Origin of the sequence: Pseudomonas anguilliseptica, assembly GCF_021375795.1 — a bacterium.
Classification (GTDB): domain Bacteria; phylum Pseudomonadota; class Gammaproteobacteria; order Pseudomonadales; family Pseudomonadaceae; genus Aquipseudomonas; species Aquipseudomonas anguilliseptica_A.
Map to the genome: position 1 here is coordinate 326,858 of NZ_JAEIOI010000003.1, position 24,039 is coordinate 350,896.

25 protein-coding genes and 1 other RNA gene are annotated in these 24,039 nt (G+C 61.7%); 15 read left to right on the forward strand and 11 right to left on the reverse strand.

The annotated features are described in order from the left end of the window. The first annotated feature begins 353 nt into the window (after positions 1-353). From rfbB to dctM, 9 genes are all read left to right on the forward strand, one after another. Positions 354-1,421: a dTDP-glucose 4,6-dehydratase gene (gene rfbB, locus IOD17_RS13010; RefSeq protein WP_233685492.1), complete on the forward strand. Its 1,068-nt coding sequence runs from the start codon at positions 354-356 to the stop codon at positions 1,419-1,421. After that, a complete protein-coding gene (gene rfbA / locus IOD17_RS13015; RefSeq protein WP_233685493.1) occupies positions 1,418-2,284 on the forward strand; it encodes a glucose-1-phosphate thymidylyltransferase RfbA in 867 nt (288 codons plus the stop codon). Before rfbB ends, rfbA begins: the two co-directional genes overlap by 4 nt. A 2-nt stretch (positions 2,285-2,286) precedes the next feature. Continuing rightward, positions 2,287-2,832: a dTDP-4-dehydrorhamnose 3,5-epimerase gene (gene rfbC, locus IOD17_RS13020; RefSeq protein WP_233685494.1), complete on the forward strand. Its 546-nt coding sequence runs from the start codon at positions 2,287-2,289 to the stop codon at positions 2,830-2,832. After that, positions 2,829-3,695 (forward strand): dTDP-4-dehydrorhamnose reductase, encoded by an 867-nt coding sequence (gene rfbD, locus IOD17_RS13025; RefSeq protein WP_233685495.1) that lies wholly within the window; start codon positions 2,829-2,831, stop codon positions 3,693-3,695. The genes rfbC and rfbD overlap by 4 nt, the downstream gene beginning before the upstream one ends. 158 nt (positions 3,696-3,853) lie before the next feature. After that, entirely contained in the window at positions 3,854-5,668 is a 1,815-nt protein-coding gene (locus IOD17_RS13030; protein WP_233685496.1) for a sensor histidine kinase, read from the forward strand. Beyond that, positions 5,665-7,059 (forward strand): sigma-54-dependent transcriptional regulator, encoded by a 1,395-nt coding sequence (locus IOD17_RS13035; protein WP_233685497.1) that lies wholly within the window; start codon positions 5,665-5,667, stop codon positions 7,057-7,059. Before IOD17_RS13030 ends, IOD17_RS13035 begins: the two co-directional genes overlap by 4 nt. 295 nt (positions 7,060-7,354) lie before the next feature. Beyond that, the gene (dctP, locus tag IOD17_RS13040) at positions 7,355-8,344 is read left to right on the forward strand and encodes a C4-dicarboxylate TRAP substrate-binding protein DctP (RefSeq protein ID WP_233685498.1); all 990 of its coding nucleotides are present in this window, start codon (positions 7,355-7,357) and stop codon (positions 8,342-8,344) included. 94 nt (positions 8,345-8,438) lie between these two features. Further along, complete coding sequence (locus IOD17_RS13045; RefSeq protein ID WP_233685799.1) at positions 8,439-9,071, forward strand: TRAP transporter small permease; 633 nt, start codon at positions 8,439-8,441, stop codon at positions 9,069-9,071. Beyond that, positions 9,068-10,351 carry a C4-dicarboxylate TRAP transporter large permease protein DctM gene (gene dctM / locus IOD17_RS13050; protein WP_233685499.1) on the forward strand — a complete coding sequence of 428 codons (1,284 nt, stop codon included), beginning with the start codon at positions 9,068-9,070 and terminating at the stop codon, positions 10,349-10,351. The genes IOD17_RS13045 and dctM overlap by 4 nt, the downstream gene beginning before the upstream one ends. 172 nt (positions 10,352-10,523) lie before the next feature. Here dctM and IOD17_RS13055 read toward each other — a convergent pair whose 3' ends face one another. The 5 genes from IOD17_RS13055 to IOD17_RS13075 are packed head-to-tail and all read right to left on the reverse strand — an operon-like array spanning position 10,524 to position 15,356. Continuing rightward, positions 10,524-11,741: a 2-octaprenyl-3-methyl-6-methoxy-1,4-benzoquinol hydroxylase gene (locus IOD17_RS13055; protein WP_233685500.1), complete on the reverse strand. Its 1,218-nt coding sequence runs from the start codon at positions 11,739-11,741 to the stop codon at positions 10,524-10,526. Positions 11,742-11,755: 14 nt separating this feature from the next. After that, entirely contained in the window at positions 11,756-12,238 is a 483-nt protein-coding gene (locus IOD17_RS13060) for a DUF4442 domain-containing protein (RefSeq protein WP_233685501.1), read from the reverse strand. Between the two features lie 3 nt (positions 12,239-12,241). Further along, entirely contained in the window at positions 12,242-13,429 is a 1,188-nt protein-coding gene (gene ubiH, locus IOD17_RS13065) for a 2-octaprenyl-6-methoxyphenyl hydroxylase (protein ID WP_233685502.1), read from the reverse strand. A 3-nt stretch (positions 13,430-13,432) separates the two neighbouring features. Further along, positions 13,433-14,767, reverse strand: a complete 1,335-nt coding sequence (gene pepP / locus IOD17_RS13070; protein WP_233685503.1) for a Xaa-Pro aminopeptidase — start codon at positions 14,765-14,767, stop codon at positions 13,433-13,435. Between the two features lie 34 nt (positions 14,768-14,801). Beyond that, entirely contained in the window at positions 14,802-15,356 is a 555-nt protein-coding gene (locus IOD17_RS13075) for a YecA family protein (RefSeq protein ID WP_233685504.1), read from the reverse strand. A gap of 271 nt (positions 15,357-15,627) precedes the next feature. Between IOD17_RS13075 and IOD17_RS13080 the strand changes: the two genes are divergently transcribed. From IOD17_RS13080 to IOD17_RS13095, 4 genes are all read left to right on the forward strand, one after another. Continuing rightward, positions 15,628-15,834: a TIGR02449 family protein gene (locus IOD17_RS13080; protein WP_233685505.1), complete on the forward strand. Its 207-nt coding sequence runs from the start codon at positions 15,628-15,630 to the stop codon at positions 15,832-15,834. Then, positions 15,834-16,148, forward strand: coding sequence for a cell division protein ZapA (locus IOD17_RS13085; protein ID WP_233685506.1), 315 nt, complete (start codon positions 15,834-15,836; stop codon positions 16,146-16,148). The genes IOD17_RS13080 and IOD17_RS13085 overlap by 1 nt, the downstream gene beginning before the upstream one ends. Before the next feature lie 33 nt (positions 16,149-16,181). Next, a non-coding RNA gene (ssrS, locus tag IOD17_RS13090) (6S RNA) lies at positions 16,182-16,360 on the forward strand. Positions 16,361-16,409: 49 nt separating this feature from the next. After that, positions 16,410-17,006 carry a 5-formyltetrahydrofolate cyclo-ligase gene (locus IOD17_RS13095; protein WP_233685507.1) on the forward strand — a complete coding sequence of 199 codons (597 nt, stop codon included), beginning with the start codon at positions 16,410-16,412 and terminating at the stop codon, positions 17,004-17,006. A 42-nt stretch (positions 17,007-17,048) separates the two neighbouring features. Here IOD17_RS13095 and IOD17_RS19325 read toward each other — a convergent pair whose 3' ends face one another. Continuing rightward, the gene (locus IOD17_RS19325) at positions 17,049-17,180 is read right to left on the reverse strand and encodes a hypothetical protein (RefSeq protein WP_267925817.1); all 132 of its coding nucleotides are present in this window, start codon (positions 17,178-17,180) and stop codon (positions 17,049-17,051) included. Between the two features lie 167 nt (positions 17,181-17,347). On the opposite strand from IOD17_RS19325, the gene IOD17_RS13100 reads away from it, so the two are divergent. Next, positions 17,348-17,797: an EVE domain-containing protein gene (locus tag IOD17_RS13100; RefSeq protein ID WP_233685508.1), complete on the forward strand. Its 450-nt coding sequence runs from the start codon at positions 17,348-17,350 to the stop codon at positions 17,795-17,797. 17 nt (positions 17,798-17,814) lie between these two features. Here the strand turns inward: IOD17_RS13100 and IOD17_RS13105 are convergent, their stop codons facing one another. Further along, positions 17,815-18,225 (reverse strand): flagellar basal body-associated protein FliL, encoded by a 411-nt coding sequence (locus IOD17_RS13105; protein WP_233685509.1) that lies wholly within the window; start codon positions 18,223-18,225, stop codon positions 17,815-17,817. Positions 18,226-18,383: 158 nt separating this feature from the next. Between IOD17_RS13105 and IOD17_RS13110 the strand changes: the two genes are divergently transcribed. Then, positions 18,384-19,361, forward strand: coding sequence for an NADPH:quinone oxidoreductase family protein (locus IOD17_RS13110; protein WP_233685510.1), 978 nt, complete (start codon positions 18,384-18,386; stop codon positions 19,359-19,361). Between the two features lie 53 nt (positions 19,362-19,414). Here IOD17_RS13110 and IOD17_RS13115 read toward each other — a convergent pair whose 3' ends face one another. From IOD17_RS13115 to trxA, 4 genes are all read right to left on the reverse strand, one after another. Beyond that, the gene (locus IOD17_RS13115; protein WP_233685511.1) at positions 19,415-20,383 is read right to left on the reverse strand and encodes a CDP-6-deoxy-delta-3,4-glucoseen reductase; all 969 of its coding nucleotides are present in this window, start codon (positions 20,381-20,383) and stop codon (positions 19,415-19,417) included. Then, entirely contained in the window at positions 20,383-21,849 is a 1,467-nt protein-coding gene (gene ubiD, locus IOD17_RS13120) for a 4-hydroxy-3-polyprenylbenzoate decarboxylase (RefSeq protein WP_233685512.1), read from the reverse strand. The genes IOD17_RS13115 and ubiD overlap by 1 nt, the downstream gene beginning before the upstream one ends. A 207-nt stretch (positions 21,850-22,056) precedes the next feature. Next, on the reverse strand, positions 22,057-23,316 hold the full coding sequence (gene rho, locus IOD17_RS13125; protein ID WP_233685513.1) for a transcription termination factor Rho: 1,260 nt from the start codon (positions 23,314-23,316) through the stop codon (positions 22,057-22,059). 247 nt (positions 23,317-23,563) lie between these two features. Next, on the reverse strand, positions 23,564-23,890 hold the full coding sequence (trxA, locus tag IOD17_RS13130; RefSeq protein WP_090241426.1) for a thioredoxin TrxA: 327 nt from the start codon (positions 23,888-23,890) through the stop codon (positions 23,564-23,566). Between the last annotated feature and the right edge of the window lie 149 nt (positions 23,891-24,039).

Genomic DNA, 24,039 nt, shown 5'->3' on the forward strand with positions numbered 1-24,039 from the left:
CGGAAAAGACCGCTTGCAAAAGATCGATCCCGCTTACCGAGATGCCAGGTTTTTTTCGCGAGAGACCTTTGGTCGAGGCTAGCGCGGCCATAGCGACATCTGAATGACGCCCGCCAAAAAATTAAGTACCTTTCTGAGTGCCTTTTAGGATTGTCGATCTTTCAGGAACTTTGATTTTGTTGGCTTTGTGCTTTTTGGTTTGGTTCCTGGTGCCGGCACCATATAAAGAAAGCCCCGCAGCGATGCGGGGCTTTTTTTTGCCGAAAAAATACTGCAGCTTGCTCACCCTGACGGGGCTTGTAACACTGCCCGCATTGTTCAACGACCACCTGAGCAACGGAAGGTATAGGCCTGTGCGTATCCTTATTACCGGCGGAGCCGGCTTTATCGGTTCGGCGCTGATTCGCCACCTGCTGAATCACACCAAGCATCAGGTGCTCAACCTCGACAAGCTGACCTATGCGGGCAATCTAGAGTCGTTGGCCAGCGTTGCCGCTAACCCACGCTATCGCTTTGTGCAGGCGGATATTGCCGACAGCACGGCCGTCAGCAAGGCACTGGCTGAATTTCAGCCAGATGCGATCATGCACCTAGCGGCCGAGTCGCATGTCGACCGCTCCATCGACGGCCCGGCGGCATTTATCCAGACCAATATCGTCGGCACCTATGCGCTGCTCGAAGCCACACGCAGTTATTGGATGCAGCTGGAGCCGGTGCGCAAGGCAGCGTTTCGCTTTCACCATATTTCCACTGACGAGGTGTATGGCGACCTGCATGGCGTGGATGATCTGTTCACCGAGAACACGCCCTACGCACCCAGCTCGCCCTACTCGGCGAGCAAGGCAGCGTCCGATCATCTGGTGCGCGCCTGGCAGCGTACCTATGGCTTGCCGGTACTGCTGACCAACTGCTCGAACAATTACGGCCCTTACCACTTCCCGGAAAAACTCATCCCGCTGGTGATCCTCAATGCCCTGGATGGCAAACCACTCCCGGTTTACGGCAATGGCCAGCAGGTACGCGACTGGCTGTATGTGGAAGACCATGCCCGCGCACTGTTAAAGGTCGTGAGCGAAGGCAAGGTCGGCGAGACCTACAATGTCGGCGGGCATAACGAGCAGAAGAACCTGCATGTGGTGGAAAGCATCTGTGCGCTGCTGGACGAACTGGCCCCGCGACAGAACGGCTCGTATAAAGAGCAGATCAGTTTCGTCAGCGACCGTCCAGGCCATGACCTGCGCTACGCCATCGATGCCAGCAAGATCGAACGCGAGCTGAGCTGGAAACCCGAGGAAACCTTCGCCAGCGGCCTGCGTAAAACCGTGCACTGGTACCTGAACAACCTCGACTGGTGCCGCCGCGTGCAGGATGGCAGCTACCAACGCGAACGCCTCGGCACACTGCAAGGAACAGCACAATGAAAGGCATCATTCTCGCCGGCGGCTCCGGCAGCCGCCTGCATCCGATTACCCTGGGCGTGTCCAAGCAACTGCTGCCGATCTATGACAAGCCGATGATCTATTACCCGATCTCGGTGCTGATGCTCGCCGGTATTCGCGAAATCCTGATTATTTCCACCCCGCAGGACCTGCCGAATTTTCGCAAGATGCTTGGCGATGGCAGCCAGTTCGGGGTGCACTTTGAATACTGCGAGCAGCCCTCGCCAGATGGCCTGGCCCAGGCCTTTATTCTCGGTGAAGACTTTATCGGTGCGGATTCGGTGTGCCTGATCCTTGGCGACAATATCTTCCATGGCCAGCACTTCACCGAGAAACTCCTGCGCGCCGCCGCCGAGCCCTCCGGGGCGACGGTGTTTGGCTACTGGGTCAGTGATCCACAGCGCTTCGGCGTGATCGAGTTCGACGCTCAGGGCAAGGCCATTTCCATCGAGGAAAAACCGGCCAGGCCGAAATCCAGCTACGCGGTGACCGGCCTGTATTTCTACGACAACGATGTGGTCGAGATCGCCAAAGCCGTCAAACCTTCGGCACGCGGCGAGCTGGAAATCACCGACATCAACAACGCCTACCTGAAACGCGGCGATCTGCGTGTCGAACGCTTCGGTCGTGGCTTTGCCTGGCTCGACACCGGCACCCACGACAGCCTGCTGGATGCCTCGCAATATGTGCAGACCATCGAGCAGCGCCAGGGTCTGAAAGTCGCATGCCTGGAAGAAATCGCTTATCAGCAGGGCTGGATCGATCGCCAGCAACTGCTGGCCCAAGCCAAAGCTTTTGGCAAAACCGGTTACGGTCACTACCTGTTCAAACTGGCCGAGGAATAAACATGCAGGCGATCAGCACCAAGCTGCCCGGCGTGCTCATTCTCGAACCCAAGGTGTTCGGCGATGAACGCGGTTTTTTCTTCGAAAGCTTCAATGCCCGCGCATTTGCCGAGGCCACCGGCCTGCAGTGTGAATTCGTTCAGGACAACCATTCGCGCTCGCAGCGCGGCGTATTACGCGGGCTGCATTACCAGGTGCAACAGGCGCAGGGCAAGCTGGTACGGGTTAGCGCCGGTGCAGTCTTTGACGTGGCCGTGGACCTGCGCCGCAGCTCGCCAACTTTCGGCAAATGGGTAGGCACCTTATTGTCCGCCGAGAACAAGCGCCAACTGTGGGTGCCGGCAGGCTTTGCTCATGGTTTTGTGGTACTTAGCGAGTTCGCCGAATTTCTCTACAAGACCACCGATTACTATGCGCCGGAGCACGAGCGCTGCATCCGCTGGAATGATCCGACCCTGGCCATCGACTGGCCGCTGGATGACGCGCCGCAGTTATCCGCCAAGGATCAGGCAGGACTCAGCTTTGTCGATGCGCAGGTCTTCCCATGAAAATGCTCCTGCTCGGCCAGTACGGTCAGGTCAGCCAGGAGCTGCAGCGCGTCCTGCAAGGTGCGGGAGAGTTAACGGTACTGGGCCGCGAGCAGCTGGATCTGACCCAGCCCGAACTGATCCGCCAGCACGTACAAAATCTGCGCCCCGAGTTGATCATCAATGCCGCCGCGCACACCGCGGTGGATCAGGCTGAGAGCGAGCCGGAGTTAGCCTTCGCAATCAACGCCACCGCACCCGGCATCCTCGCTGAAGCCGCCGCTGAGCTGGGTGCTCCGCTGATCCACTACTCCACCGACTATGTGTTCGATGGCAACCACACCGTCCCCTACCGCGAAAGCGACGCCACCCATCCGCTCAGTGTTTATGGCCGCAGCAAACTGGCAGGCGAGCAGGCGATTCAGGCCGTGGGCGGCATGCACCTGATTCTGCGCACCAGCTGGGTCTATTCGCAGCACGGCAAAAACTTTCTGCTGACCATGCAACGCCTGCTGCAGGAACGGGAAAGCCTGTCCGTGGTAAACGACCAGATCGGCGCGCCGACTTGGGCCGGCACCATTGCCCAGGCCACCGCGCAGCTGATTGAGCAGTGGCGCAGCGGCCAAGCCGGTCCGTGGGGCGTCTATCACCTGACCGCCCAAGGTGAAACCAGCTGGTTCGGTTTTGCCAACGCAATTGCCGCGCACCTGAGTAACCAGGGCAAACGTGTGGCGACTCTGCAGCCTATCCCCAGCAGCGCTTACCCAAACCCCGCGCAGCGCCCACTTAATTCACGGCTGGACTGCAGCCGCCTGCAGCAGGACTGGAACGTCCAGCTGCCGGATTGGCAAGCCGCGCTGGAGCAATGCCTGACTCGCTGCTAAGCCCTGAAATGCTGAATCTGCTGCAAGCCGCTGACCAGCACACGCTGCTCGGTACCGTTACTCCAGATTGATGCCAGACTTCTTACAGTGTTGGCCATATCGGCAAGCTTGCCCGCTTATTGCATAAGCGCCTTTCAGGACGTCTAACGAGTACACGCATGCCCACCGATCACCCGCATCCCCGCCGCCCGCGCTGGCGCAGCCTGGCCCTCCTGGCACTGCTGCTGACACCGCTGCTGTGGCCCTTGCAGCAACTGGCCGAGCGTTACTACAGCGGCGTGCTGATCGAACAGAACCGCCAGACCCTCGACCTGTATGTGGCCAACCTACTCGGTACACTGCGGCGCTATGAGGTGCTACCGCCGATTCTCGGCGACTTACCCGCCCTGCGCCTGGCCCTGCAACAGCCCGACCGACAGAGCGCCCGCGACAGCGCCAACCGTCTGCTGGATCAAGTCAGCGCGCAGACTGGCGCCGACGTGATCTACCTGATGGACCCCAACGGCAAGACCCTGGCCGCCTCCAACTGGGAACAGGCCGACTCCTTCGTCGAGCGCAATTTCGCTTTCCGCCCGTATTTCCGCGAGGCCATCGCCGGCCGCCCAGGGCGCTTCTTCGGTCTCGGCACCACCTCCGGCAAGCGCGGCTACTACTTTGCCGCCGCCGTGCGTGACGGTGAACAGAACCTCGGCGCACTGGTGGTCAAGGTCGACCTCGATCACACCGAAACCCTGTGGGGCAATACCCCGGAGCAGTTACTGGTCACCGACAGCAATGGTGTGGTGATTCTCACCTCCAACAGCCAGTGGCGGTTTACCGCCAGCCGCCCGCTGGACGCCGCCGAACGCGCCGCGATTGCCGCCAACCTCCCGTACCCGACCCAGGCGCCACCGCCGATCAAGCTCGATGCGCAGAACTGGATCCGCCAGGACCGCGAACTCAAGGAAACCGGCTGGACCGTCAGCATCCTCGCCCCGCGCAGCCTGCTCGATCGCCCGGTGCGCACCGCCCTGGTCGCCGGCGGCGGCATGCTGCTGCTGTTGATGCTGTTGCTCGGCCTGCTCATGCAGCGCCGTCGCCACTACCTGGAACGCATCGCCCTCGACACCCGAGCGCGCCAGCAACTGGAACAGCGCGTACTGGAACGCACCCTCGACCTGGAGCGCCTCAACAGCCGGCTGAAGCAGGAGGTTCTGGAACGCGAACAGGCCCAGCAGGAGCTGGTGCAGGCCCAGGACGAGCTGGTGCAGGCCAGCAAGCTCTCGGCCCTCGGCACCATGAGTGCGAGCATCAGTCATGAGCTCAATCAACCGCTGGCGGCCATCCGCAGCTATGCCGACAACGCCGGCGTACTGCTCGATCACCAACGCAACGAGGACGCCCGTGGCAACCTCAAGCTGATCAGCCAGCTCACCGAACGCATGGCCTCGATCATCGCCCACCTGCGTGCCTTTGCCCGCCGCGACCGCCACGCCCCGGAAAGCGTGGCCCTGCAACCGGCCATCGATGACGCCCTGGCGCTGCTGGCCAAGCGCCGCCAGGCCATGCAGGTCGAACTGATCCGCGACCTGCCGGACGCCACCCTGTGGGTGCAGGCCGGAGAAACCCGCCTGCGCCAGGTGCTCGGCAACCTGCTGGCTAATGCCCTCGACGCCCTGAGTGAAGTGCCACAACCGCGCCGCCTGTGGCTGAGCGCGGAAGTCACCACCAGCGGGGTAGACCTGCACCTGCGCGACAACGGCCCCGGCTTCAGCCAGGAGGCGCTGCAACGCGCCCGCGAACCCTTTTTTACTACCAAGACCAGCGCCCAGGGCCTCGGCCTTGGCCTGGCCATTTGCGATACCCTGATGCGCGCTCTGGGCGGTGAACTGCTGTTCGCCAACCACCCCGACGGCGGCGCTCAGCTGACCCTGCGCCTGCGCGCGGCGGATCAGGGCATCAAAACCCAGTCGCCAGAGGACTTTGTCGTATGAGCATGATCGATTCCCGCACCCAGGTGCTGTTGATCGATGACGACCCGCACCTGCGTCAGGCATTGAGCCAGACCCTCGATCTGGCGGGGCTCAAGGTCAGCACCCTGGCCGATGCCCATGGCGTGGCCGCGCGCATCGAGCGCGACTGGCCCGGCGTGGTGGTCAGCGATATCCGCATGCCCGGTATCGACGGCCTGCAACTGCTGCAACAACTGCAGGAACAGGACCCGGAACTGCCCGTGCTGTTGATCACCGGCCACGGCGATGTACCGCTGGCCGTGCAAGCCATGCGCGCCGGCGCCTATGACTTTCTCGAGAAACCATTCGCCAGCGATGACCTGCAGGGCAGTGTGCGCCGCGCCCTCGAAGTGCGCCGCCTGGTCCTGGATAACCGCAGCCTGCGCCTGGCCCTGGCGGATCGCCACACCCTGTCGGCGCGGTTAGTCGGGCAATCCCCGGCCATGCAACGCTTGCGCGAACAGATCGGCGCCCTGGCCGGAATCAATAGCGATGTGCTGATCCTTGGCGAAACCGGTGCCGGCAAGGAAGTGGTAGCGCGCGCCCTGCACGATCTGTCGAGCCGCCGCGCCGGGCCGTTTGTGGCCATCAACGCCGGCGCCCTGGCCGAATCGGTGGTGGAAAGCGAGCTGTTCGGTCACGAGCAAGGTGCCTTTACCGGCGCACAGAAACGCCGCATCGGCAAGTTCGAATTCGCCAACGGCGGCACCCTGTTTCTCGATGAAATCGAAAGCATGACCCTCGATGTTCAGGTCAAGCTGCTGCGCCTGCTGCAGGAGCGCGTGGTCGAGCGCCTCGGTGGCAATCAGCTGATCCCGCTGGACATCCGGGTGATTGCGGCGACCAAGGAAGACCTGCGCCAGGCCGCCGATCAGGGCCGCTTCCGCGCCGACCTGTATTACCGCCTGAACGTCGCACCGCTGCGTATCCCTGCCCTGCGCGAGCGCGGTGAAGATGCGCTGCTGCTGTTCCAGCACTTTGCCGAAGCCGCCAGCAGCCGCCATGGCCTGGCCGAACGCAGCCTGCAACCCGGGCAACGAGCAGCCCTGCTGCGCCACCCCTGGCCAGGCAACGTGCGCGAGCTGCAGAACGCCGCCGAGCGCTTTGCCCTGGGCCTGGAGCTGGACCTCGATCTGCAGGCCCAGGCTGCGGCGCCACTGCCCGATGAGGACGGCAACAGCGGCGGCCTGAACGCCCAGGTAGAAGCCTTTGAGCGCAGCCTGATCAGCGCTGAACTGAGCCGCTCACACAGTTCGTTGCGCAGCCTGGCCGAAGCCCTCGGAGTGCCACGCAAGACCCTACACGACAAATTGCGCAAACATGGCCTGAGCTTCGCCGATGCTGGCGGAAGCTCGCCAGACAACCCCGAGTAATTGGCGAAAAACCGCCAAAACCTTCTTCAGCGGCGGCTCTCGCAAGCCGCCAGGCTGCATCCAAAACAGCGCCAGCCCCCGTCACACCTGCCCTCCAGCCTGACCAGCGGCAATCGGTCACAGGCTGGCATGGCGGTTGCTCTAGCCTCTTGCAGGCGACTCACACACGCACTGGTTGAGGCAATCGCTGCCCAGCGCCCGTCACTTTCTGGCAGGCCGCCTAGACTTGAGCCTGATCGCCCGACATGCCGCGCTAAAGCGCATCACGCATTACAAAAACAAGAGGAAAGACTCCATGTTCAAACTGACTGCCAAGGCGCTGGCTTGCGCCCTGTCGTTGAGCATCGCCGGTATGGCCCAGGCCGCCGATCCGATCGTGATCAAGTTCTCCCACGTCGTGGCCGACCACACGCCGAAAGGCCAAGGCGCGGTACTGTTCAAGAAGCTCGCCGAAGAGCGTCTGGGTGACAAGGTCAAGGTCGAGGTTTACCCGAACTCCTCACTGTTTGGCGACGGCAAGGAAATGGAAGCGCTGTTGCTTGGTGACGTGCAGCTGATCGCCCCGTCGCTGGCCAAATTCGAGCATTACACCAAGCAGATCCAGATTTTCGACCTGCCGTTCCTGTTCAACGACATGGCCGCCGTCGACCGTTTCCAGCTGAGCCCGGAAGGTCAGGCACTGCTGAAATCCATGGAGTCGAAAAACATCACCGGCCTGGCCTACTGGCACAACGGCCTCAAGCAGTTGTCGGCCAACAAGGCGCTGCGTGAGCCGAAAGATGCCCGTGGTCAGAAATTCCGCGTACAGGCTTCCGCCGTACTGGAAGAGCAGTTCAAGGCCGTGCGCGCCAACCCGCGCAAGATGAGCTTCGCTGAGGTCTACCAAGGCCTGCAGACTGGCGTGGTCAACGGTGCCGAGAACCCCTACTCGAACATCTACAGCCAGAAGATGCATGAAGTGCAGAAGTTCATCACCGAATCCAACCACGGTGTTCTGGACTACATGCTGATCACCAACACCAAGTTCTGGAACGGCCTGCCTGCCGACGTGCGCAGCGAGCTGGACAAGATCATCGTGGAAGTGACCGCCGAAGTGAACAAGCAGGCTGACGCCCTCAACGAAGGCGATAAGCAGCGCATCCTCGAAGCCAAAACCACCGAAATCATTACCCTGACGCCAGAGCAGCGTAAACAATGGCGCGATGCCATGAAGCCGGTGTGGAGCAAGTTCGAAGCAGAAATCGGCGCTGACCTGATCAAGGCAGCCGACGCGGCCAACCAGTAAGGCACAACGGGTCGGCTGACGGCCCGCACTACCTTCACTGAACACCCGGGCCCACTGCCCGGGTGTACCGCCCACCACTCTGGAGACTCTAATGATGAACGCCTTGCGGCGCGTCTGGGACCACTTCGAGGAAGCATTCATTGCCTTCCTGCTGGCCGCCATGACGCTGGTGACCTTCGTCTACGTGATCCTCAACAACCTTTACACGCTGTTCTACAACCTGGCTGACCGCTGGGAAGGCAGCAGTGAATTTTTCTTCGCCATTGGCGACAGCATTCTTGGCATGGCCCAGTCGATGACCTGGAGCATTGCCCTGACCAAGGCCTTGTTCGCCTGGCTGATCTTCTTCGGTCTGGCCTATGGTGTACGCACCGCCGGACATATCGGCGTCGATGCACTGGTCAAACTGGCCAGCAAACCGGTGCAACGCATCATCGGCATCATTGCCTGCCTGGCCTGCCTGGGCTACGCGGGACTGATTGCCGTGGCCAGCTTCGACTGGGTGCGCACCCTGTTCAATGCCGGTATCGGTGCAGAAGACCTCGGCCACTTCGGCATCATGCAATGGCATATCACCCTGATCGTGCCCTTCGGCTTCGCCATGGTGTTTATCCGCTTTCTGGAAATCCTCGTCCGCATCCTGCGCAACGAGCAGACCGGCCTGGGTTTGGCCGATGAAGCCGCTGACGCCTTGAAGATCAATGAGCACGGGGAGCACAAACAATGACCATCCTGTTCCTCTTCCTCCTGCTATTTCTGCTGATGTTTATCGGCGTACCGATTGCCGCTTCACTGGGCCTCGCCGGCTCCGTGACCATCATGCTGTTCAGCCCGGACTCGGTACGTTCGCTGGCGATCAAGCTGTTCGAAACCAGTGAGCACTACACCCTGCTGGCGATTCCTTTCTTCCTGCTCTCCGGTGCCTTTATGACCACCGGCGGGGTGGCCAAACGCCTGATCGACTTTGCCAACGCCTGCGTCGGCCATATCCGCGGCGGCCTGGCAATTTCCGCCGTACTGGCCTGCATGCTGTTCGCCGCACTGTCCGGCTCATCGCCGGCCACTGTCGCAGCCGTGGGTTCGATTGCCATCGCCGGCATGGTGCGCTCCGGTTATCCGCAGGCGTTTGGCGCCGGTATCGTGTGTAACGCCGGCACCCTGGGCATCCTGATTCCACCGTCGATCGTCATGGTGGTGTACGCCGCGGCAACCGAACAGTCGGTGGGCAAGCTGTTTATGGCAGGGGTGATCCCCGGTCTGCTGCTGGGTCTGGTGCTGATGGTGGCGATCTATATCGTCGCGCGGAAGATGAACCTGCCGGCCATGCCGCGTGCCACTTTCCGTGAGTTCCTCAGCGCTGCACGCAAAGCCGTATGGGGCTTGCTGCTGATGGTGATCATCCTCGGCGGCATCTACACCGGCATGTTCACCCCGACCGAAGCCGCTGCCGTAGCCGCAGTCTACGCCGGCTTCGTGGCGCTGTTCGTGTACAAGGACATGACCATCCGCGAATGCCCGAAGGTGCTGCTGGAATCCGGCAAGCTGAGCATCATGCTGATGTTCATCATTGCCAACGCCATGCTCTTCGCCCACGTACTGACCACTGAGCAGATCCCGCAGACCATCACCGCTTGGGTGGTGGACATGGGCCTGCAACCCTGGCAGTTCCTGCTGGTGGTGAACATCGTGTTGCTGGTGGCGGGTGCCTTTATGGAGCCGTCGGCGATCATCCTGATCCTGGCACCGATCCTCTTCCCGATTGCCATGCAACTGGGCATCGACCCGATCCACCTTGGCATCATCATGGTGGTGAACATGGAAATCGGCCTGATCACCCCGCCAGTGGGACTCAACCTATTTGTCACCTCGGCAGTGACCGGCATGCCACTGACCGCTGTGGTCAAAGCGGCCTGGCCGTGGCTGATGCTCCTGCTCAGCTTCCTGATTGTGATCACCTACGTGCCGGCCGTGTCTCTGGCGTTGCCGAACTGGCTGGGTATGACCTGACAGCAACTCCGTGTGCACCTCCCTGCACACTTTTTCAGCCCGGCCTTAGTGCCGGGCTTTTTTTGCGGGTGGCTTTTGTAGGGTGGGTTGGCCGCATGCCGCCATTGCCAGGTATCACTGCGCTCGAAACGCGGCTAAGCCACCATCGGCGCACCGCGCATCACTGGGCTAGCTAAACCCGCGCCAGATCGGGCAAGTCACCGGACAAGCCCAGCGCCTGGCGCACGAACAGCGCCTTGGCTTCCGGCAGATCGTTTACCCAGTTAAGGCCGCTGTTGCGCAGCCAGCGTACCGGCAGCGGATCGGCCTGGAACAAGCGCTCGAAGCCTTCCATCGCGGCCATCATTGCCAGGTTGTGCGGCATACGCCGACGCTCGTAACGGCTGAGCACCTTCACATCACTCAGCTGTTCGCCGCGCTGTGCGGCGTGCAGCAGCACCTCGGCCAGTACGGCGACATCAAGGAAGCCCAGATTGACGCCCTGCCCAGCCAGCGGATGGATGCTGTGTGCGGCATCGCCGATCAGCGCCAGGCCGTCTTCGACATAACGCTTGGCGTGGCGCTGACGCAGCGGAATGCACAGGCGCGGATCGGCCTGGAGGATGTCGCCCAGGCGATGCTCGAAGGCAAAGCCCAGCGCCCGGCGAAAGCCCGCGTCATCCAGGGCCATCAAGCGTTCGGCTTCGGTGGGCGTCACCGACCAGACTATCGAGCACCAGTGCTCACCTTCGGGGCCAGCCAGCGGCAGGAAAGCCAGCGGGCCGTCATCGGTAAAGCGCTGCCAGGCGGTGGCCTGATGCGGCTTGCTGCAACGCACACTGGTAACGATGGCGTGGTGCAGATAATCCCATTCACGGGTGGCGCAACCGGCCAGACGCCGCACGGCGGAATTGGCGCCGTCGGCAGCGATAATCAGCGGCGCGCGCAGCTCACGGCCGTCGCTCAGGCTGAGCAACCAACCGTCACCGGAGCGGCGCAGCTGCTCCAGGCGCGCCCCAGGCAACAGGCCAATCGGGCTGTCGTGTAGGCGCTCAAGCAAGGCGTCCTGTACCACGCGGTTCTCGACGATATGGCCGAGCGCTTCGGCGTGCACACTGGCGGCGCTGAAATGGATCTGCCCGGTGCCGGAGCCGTCCCATACCTGCATCTCGGCATAAGGGCAGGCGCGCCGTGCGGCGATGCCATCCCACACACCCAGACGCTCAAGAATGCGCTGGCTGGCCACCGATAACGCACTGACGCGCGGCTCAAACGCCGAGCTGGCGTCGAAGGGTTTGACACTCAGCGGGCTGCCATCCAGCAGGATGATGTCCAGCCCCTGATCCTGCAGGGCCAGCGCCAGGGCGCTGCCCACCATGCCAGCACCTACGATGATCAGATCCGCTTGCATCACATATTCCTTGTTCAAGCTGCCTGCCGAGCGCGCGGCTTTAGCCGCACATAAAGAGTCTTGTGCACCCGTGCCACCAGCGTGCCGCTGCCATCGCGCACTTCCACATGCAGCTCAGGGTGGTACTTATCGCCATTTGCCGTGTGCTGACGAATGTCGTCGAGCAGGTGTTCGTCAATGCTGAAATCGGCGTACACCGGGCCTTTACCGGGGGCGATAAAGTCGATGCGCGCGGCCTTGTCCCAGACAATAAAATCGCTCCCGAGGTTTTCCATGATCATCAGCATGAAAAACGGGTCAGTCATCGAATACAGGCTGCCGCCAAACTGGGTGCCGACATAGTTGCGGTTATACCAGCCCAGGCCCATCTTCACCTGCACCTGACGGAAGTCCGCGCTGATCTGCCGCACCCGCACGCCGGCCCCCAGGTAGGGCGGATACAGGTTCATCGCCCAGCGCAGCAGCCGCGCCTTGCGCGCCAGTTTGTTTGCCGACATGCATCAATGCTCCGAACGGGTGCCAAGGCCCATGGCCTGGCGGGCGAACCAGCGTTTCGCCGGGGGTAATAGATCGAGGCCGAGCAGGCCGAGGTTGCGCCCGGCCGCCAACAACGGCTGACCCGTGCTGAACAGGCGGGTGACCTGGTCGGAAAAACCCACCGTCAGCTGTTGGTCCAGCTGCTGACTGCTCAGGTAGCGCTGCAGGGTGGCCAGATCGCCCAAGGGCGCGTTGCTGGCCAGCAGGGTTTCCGCCAGCACCAGGGTGTCGCGCAGCGACAGGTTGTAGCCCTGACCGGCAATCGGATGCAGGCTGTGCGCGGCGTTGCCGAGCACCACCAGATGTTGACGCACCTGCTCCTTGGCCGCGGTCAGCGCCAGCGGATAAAGGTGCCGCGCACCAACCTGGCGCAAACTGCCCAGGCGGTAACCGAAAGCCTGCTGCAACTCGGCGAGAAACGCCGCATCGTCCAGCGTCGACAGGCGTTCGGCCTCCAGGCTGGCACGGGTCCAGACCAGCGCGCAGCGGTTATCCGCCAGCGGCAGCAGGGCCATCGGCCCTTCTTCGGTAAAGCGCTCGAAGGCCAGGCCGTTATGCGCCTCTTGCGGGCTGACGTTGGCGATCAGCGCGCTCTGGCCATAAGGCGTGTTGCTGACGGCGATGCCAAGTTGCTCGCGCAGCCCGGAGCGGCCACCTTCAGCGAGAATCGCCAGGCTGCATTCCAGTTCGCTGCCGTCATCCAAAGTCAGCCGATAGCCATCGGCCAGGGCCTGCATCCGCGTGACCTGGGCCGGGCTGCGCCAGCTCACCACCTGTTGATCCAGCGCCTGCCACAGGCATTCGCCGAGCCAGGCGTTTTCCACTACGTAACCCAGTGCCGGCACGCCTTCTTCCTCGGCGCTCAGGCGCGCGGCAGCGAAACGGCCACGGTCGGAAACATGAATCTGCTTGATCGGCTCGGCGCGCTGACTGATCTGCTGCCACAGACCGAAACGCTGATAGATCTGCTGCGAACCAAACGACAGCGCAGTCGAACGTGCGTCATAGCTGGGCTGATAACCGTTGCCCGGGGTGAACGGCTCGATCAGGCAAATACGCCAGCCGCGCTGCTTGGCCTCGGCCTGCAGGGCCACGGCCAGGCTCGCGCCGACCAGGCCACCGCCGATAATCGCAATGTCGACGCGTGACATGCGCTAGGCCGCCACGCCGCGTGCGGCAGCCATCAGCGCTTCGATCTCGGCGACGGTTTTCGGCACGCCGCCAGTGAGAATCTCGCAGCCGGTCTTGGTCACCACCACGTCGTCTTCGATACGCACGCCGATGCCGCGCCACTTCTTCGCCACGTCCTGATTGTCCACGGCGATATAGATGCCCGGCTCGACGGTCATGGCCATGCCGACTTCCAGCTCACGCCATTCGCCGCCAACCTTATATTCGCCGACGTCGTGCACATCCATGCCCAGCCAGTGACCGGCGCGGTGCATGTAGAAAGGCTTGTAGGCTTCAGCGGCAATCAGCTCATCGACATCGCCGCTGAGCAGCCCCAGCTCCACCAGCCCGGCAGTGATGACCTGCACAGTGGCCTCATGGGCCTGGTTCCAGTGTTTGCCGGGACCGATTTCTTTGAACGCTGCTTCCTGCGCCGCCAGCACCAGCTCGTAGATCGCCTTCTGTTCCGGCGAGAAGGTGCCACTGACCGGAAAGGTGCGGGTGATGTCGCTGGCGTAGCAGTCGATTTCACAACCGGCGTCGATCAGCACCAGGTCACCGTCTTTCAGCGGCGCGTCATTCTCGCGGTAATGCAGGATGCAGGCGTGCTTGCCGGCCGCGACGATGCTGCCATAGGCCGGCATCTTTGCCCCACCCTTGCGGAACTCGTAATCCAGCTCGGCTTCCAGGTGGTACTCGAACAGACCGGCACGGCTGGCCTGCATGGCGCGCACATGCGCGCGCGCGCTGATTTCCGCCGCCTCTTTCATCACCTTGACCTCAGCCGCTGACTTGTACAGGCGCAGGTCATGCAGCAGGTGCTCAAGGGTGATGAACTCGTTCGGCGGCGTCGCGCCCTGACGCGCCTTGGAGCGGATCACGTTGATCCACTCCATCAGCTGACGGTCGAACTCATGGTTGGTGCCCATGGAGGAATAGACCCGATCACGGCCTTCGATCAGCCCCGGCAGAATGTCGTCGATATCACCAATGGGGAATGCGTCATCCGCGCCGTAATGACTGATCGCACCATCCTGACCAGCGCGCAGGCCATCCCACAGCTCACGCAACGGGTCGCGCTCGCGGCAGAACAACACGTACTCGCCATGCTCGCGCCCGGGAATCAGCGCGATTACCGCCTCCGGCTCGGGAAAGCCGGAGAGATACTGGAAGTCGCTGTCCTGGCGGTAGATGTGCTCGACATCGCGGTTGCGGATATACACCGGCGCCGCCGGCAAAATCGCGATGCTGTTGGGTTCCATCTGCGCCATCAGCGCCTTGCGCCGACGGGCGTATTCCGACTTGGGGATGCTGATCATGGGCAGATTAAGTCCGGTTGCGGTTACAGGAAGATCAATGCAGCGACGGCTTCGCCGCAGCAACCACTGGCTTGGCGCACTCGCTGAACAGCAGCAATGGCGCCACACGCAGGTATTCCATCACTTCCATGTAGTCGTTCTCACCATCATCGGACTCATCCAGGGCGTTCTGCACCTGAGAAATCGCCGAGAGGTCCTGCAGCACTTCCATGGCTTCGGCGCTCAGGGCGCTGTCGCCCGCCGTCAGGCCAAAGCCGCCAAGGAAGCCCTGGCACCATTGTCCCAGCGCTACGGCGCGCTCGCTAAGCGGCGCATCGTCGCTGGGCAGCAACAGCACTACGGTGACGTCATTGCTGGACAGCTCGCTCTTGACCATTTCCTGTAAGCCGATCAGCGCTTGGCGCACGGTGTCTTCAGGGGCAGCGCCGAGCAACTCGGCGGCATCCACCAGCCAGGGGTCGATGTCGAAGCCGGCACCAGCACAACTACGGCCAAGCAACAGGCCATGCAGTTCGGCCGGGGAAACGGTGTGGCCGCTGCTGGCGAGCAGAGCGGCAAAAGCGGAATACGGGGAGTTCGAGGTAGGCATAGATAACTAGGCGCAACGCTGCGCAATCACTAGAATGGAGGCCTTGTATCCTAGCACCGGCAAGCGCGCCAAGACTATGCAAGGTGCTCGACGGAGCGCGCATGACTTGCCCGACGGGTGAAACTCATCAACCTCTGACAGCGCAATCTGCCTCACACTGCCCACGCTACCAAACAACAGCGTCGTGTACTGTCCGGCACTGTCGAAGACGACTGAAAACCGCTATTTTCCGCTTGTCCGTCCCGCTCATATACCCGCGAGTAGAGAACCCATGGAAGACGCCGATCTGCATGCCCTCACGACCAAGCTGGATCTGCTTATCCAGCGCGTCGAGCAGCTCAAAGCGCAAAACCGACAGCTTCTGACGAGCGAAAAGGCCTGGCGCGAAGAACGCGCGCACTTAATTGAAAAGAACGAAATGGCCCGGCATAAGGTCGAATCCATGATTTCGCGCCTCAAAGCCCTGGAGCAGGATTAATGACCCAGTCGAATACCTTGACCGTCCAGATTCTGGACAAAGAATATTGCATCGCCTGCCCGAGCGATGAACGCAGCAATCTGGAAAGCGCCGCACGTTACCTGGACGGCAAGATGCGCGAGATTCGCTCAAGCGGAAAAGTCATCGGTGCCGACCGCGTTGCCGTGATGGCTGCCCTGAACATCACCCACGACCTGCTACACAAACAGCAACACCTTGATCAGCAGGCCGGCGCCAACCGCGAACAGGTGCGCAGCCTGCTCAACCGGGTCGACAGCGCTCTGGCACGAGATGCTGATGAGCAAGGCAGCTGATTACGCGCAGACGCTTTCGGGTATACTGGCCACCGCTCCCTGGAGTGTGCGCCAGTTGGTGATGTCCCTGAGCCGATACGCACAAACCCGGGGGTTGCATGTTGAGGCCGGTGTGCATGTCCGCCTGACGGAAAGCCTTAACGCCTCCTGCAACCTCCACCTTGAACTTTCGGGTTCAAGGGCTAAACCGACAGCGGCACGTCGGGGAGTCACCCTTTCCAACCTGTTGCCCAACCGTGGCAACAGCGCCTGCTCAACCCCATGACCGATACCTCTGTACTGAGTCGTGCGCAACTGCGCCGGCACCTGCGCGCGCAACGTCGTGCGCTTGGTCGACAGGCTCAGCGCAAGGCTGCACGCGGGCTGTACCGGCAACTCGCCCAGCACCCGCTGTTTCGCCGCGCGACGCAGATTGCCCTGTACCTGTCCAATGATGGCGAGATCGACCCGCGCCCACTGCTGCGTGCAGCGCAACAGCGCGGCAAGGCAACCTACCTGCCGGTACTCAGCCCCTGGCCACGCAGCAAGATGGTGTTTCAGCGTATTCGCCCTGGCGAACGCTTGCAGAAAAACCGCTTCGGCATTGACGAGCCACGGCGCAACCGCAAGCAGCAGCGCAAGGTCTGGACTCTGGATCTGGTATTACTGCCGCTGGTCGGTTTTGACCGTCACGGCGCGCGCCTGGGTATGGGCGGAGGGTTTTATGACCGCAGTCTGGCCTACCGCGCACTGCGCAAAAATTGGCACAAACCGACGTTATTGGGCCTGGCACATGAATGTCAGCAGGTCGAACGCCTGAGCATGGCTAGTTGGGACGTGCCCTTGCAAGGCACCGTGACGGACAAGGCTTGGTATTGACGGGTTGCAGCGGTACCGCGCTCCCTGCGGTACATAACCGGTTTAGCCTGCCACTTTAGGCTGCACTACCGGCGCCGGCTGGCGTTCCCATAGGCTCTGGGTGTAACCCGTGGTTACCACGCCGAGGCTGAACAGAATCACCAATACCCACAACACATCTGGTTTACGTTTCATTCAATGCCTCCCCTTCAAGGCATGGCGCGCGGTGTTCCCGCAGCAATTATTGTTATAGAGCCCGCAACGGCGGCCATCCGCACAGCCACTCGGGCGACAACCCAACCTGGCAAACACCGTGCGTTACGCCCCGCCCGTTACTGGACTGACCCACAGGAGCAAAGTTCATGCCTTATTGGCTAATGAAGTCAGAACCCGACGAATTATCCATCCACGACCTGCAACGGCTTGAGCAAGCACGCTGGGATGGGGTGCGCAATTACCAGGCGCGCAACTTCGTGCGCAGCATGCAGCCAGGTGATCTGTTCTTTTTCTACCATTCCAGCTGCCCGGAACCGGGCATTGCCGGGATCGCCCGCATCGTCTCGGCGCATTACCCCGACCCAACGGCCCTGGAGCCTGACAGCCATTACTTCGACGCCAAGGCCAGCGCCGCCAAGAATCCCTGGAGCGCTATCGATGTGGCTTTTGTCGAGGCCTTCAAACGAGTTATCCCGCTGGCCCAGTTGAAAGCCCAGAGCGCGCTGTTGGAACTGCCGTTGGTGCAGAAAGGCAGTCGCCTATCGGTGATGCCGGTTGGGGCTGAGGAATGGGCTGCCGTTCTCGCGTTGCGCTGAAACAGCGCAACGCAGACTCACTGAATAATCAGGTTGTTGAACAGTAAATCTTCCACCAGCGGCTTGCCTTCTTCCTGGGTGAGGATTTCCTGCACCTGTTTAAGGGCCTCGGCGCGTAGCGTTTCACGGGCACCGGGCGCGGCCATGGCCTGCTCGGTTTGCTGCGAGAACAGCATGACCAGCTGATTACGAATCAGCGGCTCATGGTGTTTGACCTTGGCCTCGACGTCCGCGCCGGTGACCCGCAGGGACAGGTCCGCCTTATAGAACTTGAGCTTGGGGCCTTCACCGAAGTTACCCACCAGCGCCGGCACCAGTGTGACATAGGACACCACGGGGGCCGCCCCCTCCTTGGCTTCCTTGTCTTCCGAAGCCTGCGCCGTCAGGGGCAGGGACAGGGCCAACAGCAATGCGATCCAGGCTTTCACAGGCGGTATTCCTCAAGAGTTCAGCCCCTAGCATAGCCACACTCAGGCAGCGGCCCAAGCCCCAGGCTTATGCATGGCTATCAGGCACAGCCATGCTCGTTGACCGTAGCGCCCTCACACCTACACTGCATGGCCATCAACCGCAGAGGAAAAGCCCGATGAAAGCCGTGCTATGCAAAGCCTTCGGCCCCGCCGAAACCCTGGTACTGGAAGAAATCGCCAGCCCCGAAGCGAAGAAGAACGAAGTGCTGCTCGAAGTCCATGCGGCCGGAGTCAACTTCCCCGACACCCTGATTATCGAAGGCAAGTACCAGTTCAAACCGCCCTTCCCGTTCTCGCCGGGTGGCGAAGCCGCGGGTGTGGTCACGGCTGTCGGTGAAAAGGTCAGCCACCTGAAAGTCGGCGACCGGGTGATGGCCCTGACCGGCTGGGGCAGCTTTGCCGAAGAAGTGGCAGTGCCCGGCTACAACGTTATGCCAATCCCGGCGAGCATGGATTTTGCCAGCGCCGCCGCCTTCGGCATGACCTACGGCACCTCGATGCATGCCCTCAAACAGCGCGCCAACCTGCAACCGGGGGAAACCCTGCTGGTGCTCGGCGCATCCGGTGGTGTCGGCCTGGCGGCTGTGGAAATCGGCAAAGCCATGGGCGCCAAGGTGATCGCCGCAGCCAGCAGCGCGGAGAAACTCGAAGTAGCCAAGGCCGCAGGCGCTGACGAACTGATCAACTACAGCGAAAGCAGCCTGAAGGACGAAGTGAAGCGCCTGACCGGTGGCCAGGGCGCCGACGTGATCTATGACCCGGTGGGCGGCGACCTGTTCGACGCGGCCATCCGCTCCATCGCCTGGAATGGCCGTCTGCTGGTGGTGGGCTTTGCCAGCGGGCGCATCCCCGAGCTGCCGGTCAACCTGACCCTGCTCAAGGGCGCGGCCGTGGTCGGCGTATTCTGGGGCGCGTTCGCCCAGCGTCAACCACAGGACAACGCCGCCAACTTCCAGCAGCTGTTTGCCTGGCACGCCGCAGGCAAGCTCAAGCCGCTGGTGTCGCAGACCTTCCCACTGGCCCAGGCGGGTGAGGCAATCAACACCCTCGGCCAGCGCAAGGCCGTGGGTAAAGTCGTCGTCAGCGTGCGCTAAACCCAACACGCAGCAAAAGGCCGCCCATCAGGCGGCCTTTCTATGCGGGGGACTCAGCCACGCGGCGCGTAGGCGAAGACGTCGGCGCGCATCTGGTGGGCGTCCATTCCGGCGTCCACCAGCGCATCCAGGGTGGCATAGACCATCGCTGGTGAACCGCTGGCATACACGTGCAAAGCCTTGAGGTCGGGGAAGTCTTCGCGCACGGCTTCATGCAACAGACCGCAACGGCCCGGCCAAGCACACTGATCACTGACCACCTGATGCAGAAACAGGTTGGGTACCTGCTGCCACTGTGCCCAATGCTCCAGCTCGTAGAAGTCCTCCGGGCGACGTGCGCCCCAGTACAGGTGCACCGGATGGGCAAAACCCGCAGCGCGGCAATGTTCGATCAGGCTGTGCATCTGCGCCATGCCGGTGCCGGCGGCGATCAACACCAGCGGCCCATCCGGCAACTCGGCCAGGTGGGTATCACCGAACGGCAGCTTTACCCGCACCAAGCCGCTGCGGCGCAGCTGGGCAATCAGCGCCACCGTGGCCTCATCACGGGCCAGCACATGCAGCTCCAGCTCACGCCCACGATGCGGCGCCGAGGCCAGGGAGAAGGCTGCGTAATCGTCGCCATCACGCTGTAACAGCAGGTATTGCCCGGCGTGGTAACGCGGCGCTTTGCCAGCCGGCGCTTGCAGGCGCAAACGGAACACATCGCCGCCTTGCTCGTCACAGCTGACCACCTGGCAGGCCAGTTCACGCACCGGCAGCTCGCCCGGTGCAAGCACGCCGTCCCAGTGCAGCACACAGTCCTGCAGTGGCTCGGCCAGGCAGGTGAACAGCTCACCCTGGCTCAGCTCGACCCCGCCCTGCTGCACACGACCTTCAACCAGCAGCGCCGCACAGATATGGCAGTTGCCATTGCGACAACTCTGCGGGCAGTCGTAGCCCAGACGCCGCGCTGCATCGAGAATGCGCTCGCGCGGCTGCACGTCCAGTACAGCACCCGAAGGGTTCAGGGTGACCTTCATCAATCGATCCCCAGCTCAGACCACAGCGCATCGACGCGCTGCTTGACCGCTTCATCCTGAACGATAGCCCGGCCCCACTCGCGAGTGGTCTCACCCGGCCATTTGTGGGTGGCATCAAGGCCCATCTTCGAGCCGAGGCCGGAGATCGGCGAGGCGAAGTCGAGGTAGTCGATCGGTGTGTTGTCGATCATCACCGTGTCGCGCTTGGGGTCCATGCGCGTGGTAATCGCCCAGATCACGTCATTCCAGTCCCGTGCGTTGATATCGTCGTCGGTGACGATAACGAACTTGGTGTACATGAACTGTCGCAGAAACGACCACACACCAAGCATTACGCGCTTGGCGTGGCCGGGGTACTGCTTCTTCATGGTCACCACCGCCATGCGGTAGGAACAGCCTTCCGGCGGCAGGTAGAAATCGGTGATCTCGGGGAACTGCTTTTGCAGGATCGGCACGAACACTTCGTTCAGCGCCACGCCGAGGATCGCCGGCTCATCTGGCGGGCGGCCGGTGTAGGTGCTGTGATAGATCGGATCGCGGCGCCGGGTAATGCGTTCGACGGTGAATACCGGGAAGGTGTCGACCTCGTTGTAGTAACCGGTGTGGTCGCCGTAGGGCCCTTCCGGCGCGGTCTCGCCCGGATGGATCACCCCCTCCAGTACGATCTCGGCACTAGCCGGCACCTGCAGATCGCTGCCACGCGCCTTGATCAGCTCGGTGCGATGACCACGCAGTAAGCCAGCGAAGGCGTATTCGGAAAGCGTATCCGGCACTGGCGTCACGGCGCCGAGAATGGTCGCAGGATCGGCACCCAGTGCGACGCACACAGGGTAAGGTTTGTCCGGATGCTTCTGGCACCACTCGCGGTAATCCAACGCGCCGCCACGGTGGCTGAGCCAGCGCATGATCACCTTGTTGCGGCCGATCACCTGCTGACGGTAGATGCCGAGGTTCTGGCGTTCCTTGTTCGGGCCCTTGGTGATGGTCAGGCCCCAAGTGATCAAAGGCGCCACGTCGCCCGGCCAGCAGTGCTGGATCGGCAACTTGCCGAGGTCGACATCATCGCCTTCCTCGATCACTTCCTGACAGGGGGCGTCCTTGACCACCTTGGGCGCCATGGAAATGACCTTCTTGAAGATCGGCAGCTTGCTCCAGGCATCCTTGAGCCCTTTTGGCGGCTCCGGCTCTTTGAGAAAGGCCAGCAGCTTGCCGATCTCGCGCAACTCAGACACCTCTTCGGCACCCATGCCCAGCGCCACGCGTTTGGGCGTGCCGAACAGGTTGCCGAGCACCGGCACGTCGAAGCCCGTGGGCTTTTCGAACAGCAGCGCCGGGCCGCCCTTGCGCAGGGTGCGGTCGCAGATTTCGGTCATGTCCAGAACCGGCGATACCGGGGTCTGGATGCGCTTGAGTTCGCCGCGCTTTTCCAGTTCACGGATAAAGTCGCGCAGGTCGCGATACTGCATGCTGAAGCCTCGTGTCGGACAGGCAAGAGTCGGCCGCAAAGTTTAGCGCCGAAGTCGGGCTTTCAGAAGGGAAAGCCAATACCCAGGAACACAAAAGCCGGGCTTACCCGGCTTTTGTAGGTGCGTATGTTTAGGATCGTCGCGAGCGAAGGTCAGGCAGATGCCTCGTTAACGCAGCATCACGCGCGCAGCCCGCAGTAGATCCTCTTACTTACGCTTCATCGACTGGAAGAACTCGTCGTTGGTCTTGGTCGCTTTCAGCTTGTCGGTGAGGAACTCGATGGCGGCAATCTCGTCCATCGGGTGCAGCAGCTTGCGCAGAATCCACATGCGCTGCAGTTCGTCATCGGCGGTCAGCAGCTCTTCACGACGAGTACCGGCGCGGTTGATGTTGATCGCAGGGAACACACGCTTCTCGGCGATGCGACGGTCCAGCGGCAGCTCCATGTTGCCGGTGCCTTTGAACTCTTCGTAAATCACTTCATCCATCTTCGAGCCGGTTTCCACCAGCGCGGTGGCGATGATGGTCAGCGAGCCGCCTTCTTCGATGTTCCGCGCAGCGCCGAAGAAGCGCTTGGGCTTCTCCAGGGCGTGTGCATCAACACCACCGGTGAGCACCTTGCCGGAGCTCGGGATCACGGTGTTGTAGGCACGCGCCAGACGGGTGATGGAGTCGAGCAGGATGACCACGTCCTTCTTGTGCTCAACCAGGCGCTTGGCCTTCTCGATGACCATTTCAGCAACCTGCACGTGGCGGGTCGGCGGTTCGTCGAAGGTCGAGGCGACCACTTCGCCGCGCACGGTGCGCTGCATTTCGGTCACTTCTTCCGGGCGCTCGTCGATCAGCAGAACGATCAGGTGGCACTCGGGGTTGTTACGCGCAATGTTCGCCGCGATGTTCTGCAGCATGATGGTCTTACCGGCTTTCGGCGGGGCGACGATCAGGCCGCGCTGGCCCTTGCCAATCGGCGCGCAGAGGTCGATCACCCGGCCGGTGATGTCCTCGGTGGAGCCGTTACCGGCCTCCATCACCAGACGCTTGTTGGGGAACAGCGGCGTCAGGTTTTCAAACAGGATCTTGTTCTTGGCGTTTTCCGGACGATCAAAGTTGATCGTATCGACCTTGAGCAGGGCGAAGTAACGCTCGCCCTCTTTCGGCGGGCGGATCTTGCCAACGATGGTGTCGCCGGTACGCAGGTTGAAGCGGCGGATCTGGCTCGGCGAGACGTAGATGTCATCGGGGCCAGCGAGGTACGAGGCATCCGCAGAGCGGAGAAAGCCGAAACCGTCCTGGAGAATCTCCAGCACGCCATCACCGGAGATTTCCTCACCGCTTTTTGCGTGTTTTTTCAACAGAGAGAAAATGACGTCCTGCTTGCGCGAGCGGGCCATGTTTTCCAGGCCCAGCTGTTCGGCGAGTTCCAGCAGTTCGGTGATCGGCTTTTGCTTGAGTTCGGTCAGATTCATAGGAATGACGTAATCATGAAGGAGGGGAAATAAGCTGTTCAGCTTGGGAGGCCGTGCCGCTGGGAAGGCGACTTGATCGCCTGCTTGTATATCGAAAGATTCGAATAGGAATGCGTCGGCGACGGCTTGCAGGGGGCTGCATAGGAAATGCAGCGAGGCCGAATGTAACACCGGCTTTATTCATACGTCTAGCGCCCGGGCAGAAAAAAGCCCCGCGATTGGCGGGGCTTTTAGCACAGGATACGACTCAGATATTGCTGTCGAGGAAAGCCGCCAGCTGCGACTTGGACAGCGCGCCAACCTTGGTGGCTTCAACATTGCCGTTCTTGAACAGCATCAGAGTCGGGATGCCACGTACACCAAACTTCGGCGGGGTGTCCTGGTTTTCGTCGATGTTCAGCTTGCAGACTTTCAGTTTGCCCTGGTAGGTCTGGGCGATCTCATCGAGCACCGGCGCGATCATTTTGCACGGGCCGCACCACTCAGCCCAGTAATCGACCAGCACCGGCCCTTCGGCCTGCAGGACATCCTGGTCGAAGCTGGCATCGCTGACGTTGGTGATGAATTCGCTCATGGAAAGTCTCCGTGTTCGGAAGCAAAAGATGGCCGACATCATAGCCCGGCTTTCCCTACACAGGAAGGCAGCAGCAATTGAGCTTATCTATGGCATGCCTGCAAAACGGTCGCGTCTGTGCCGCTGTCACAATTTATTCAGACAGCCGG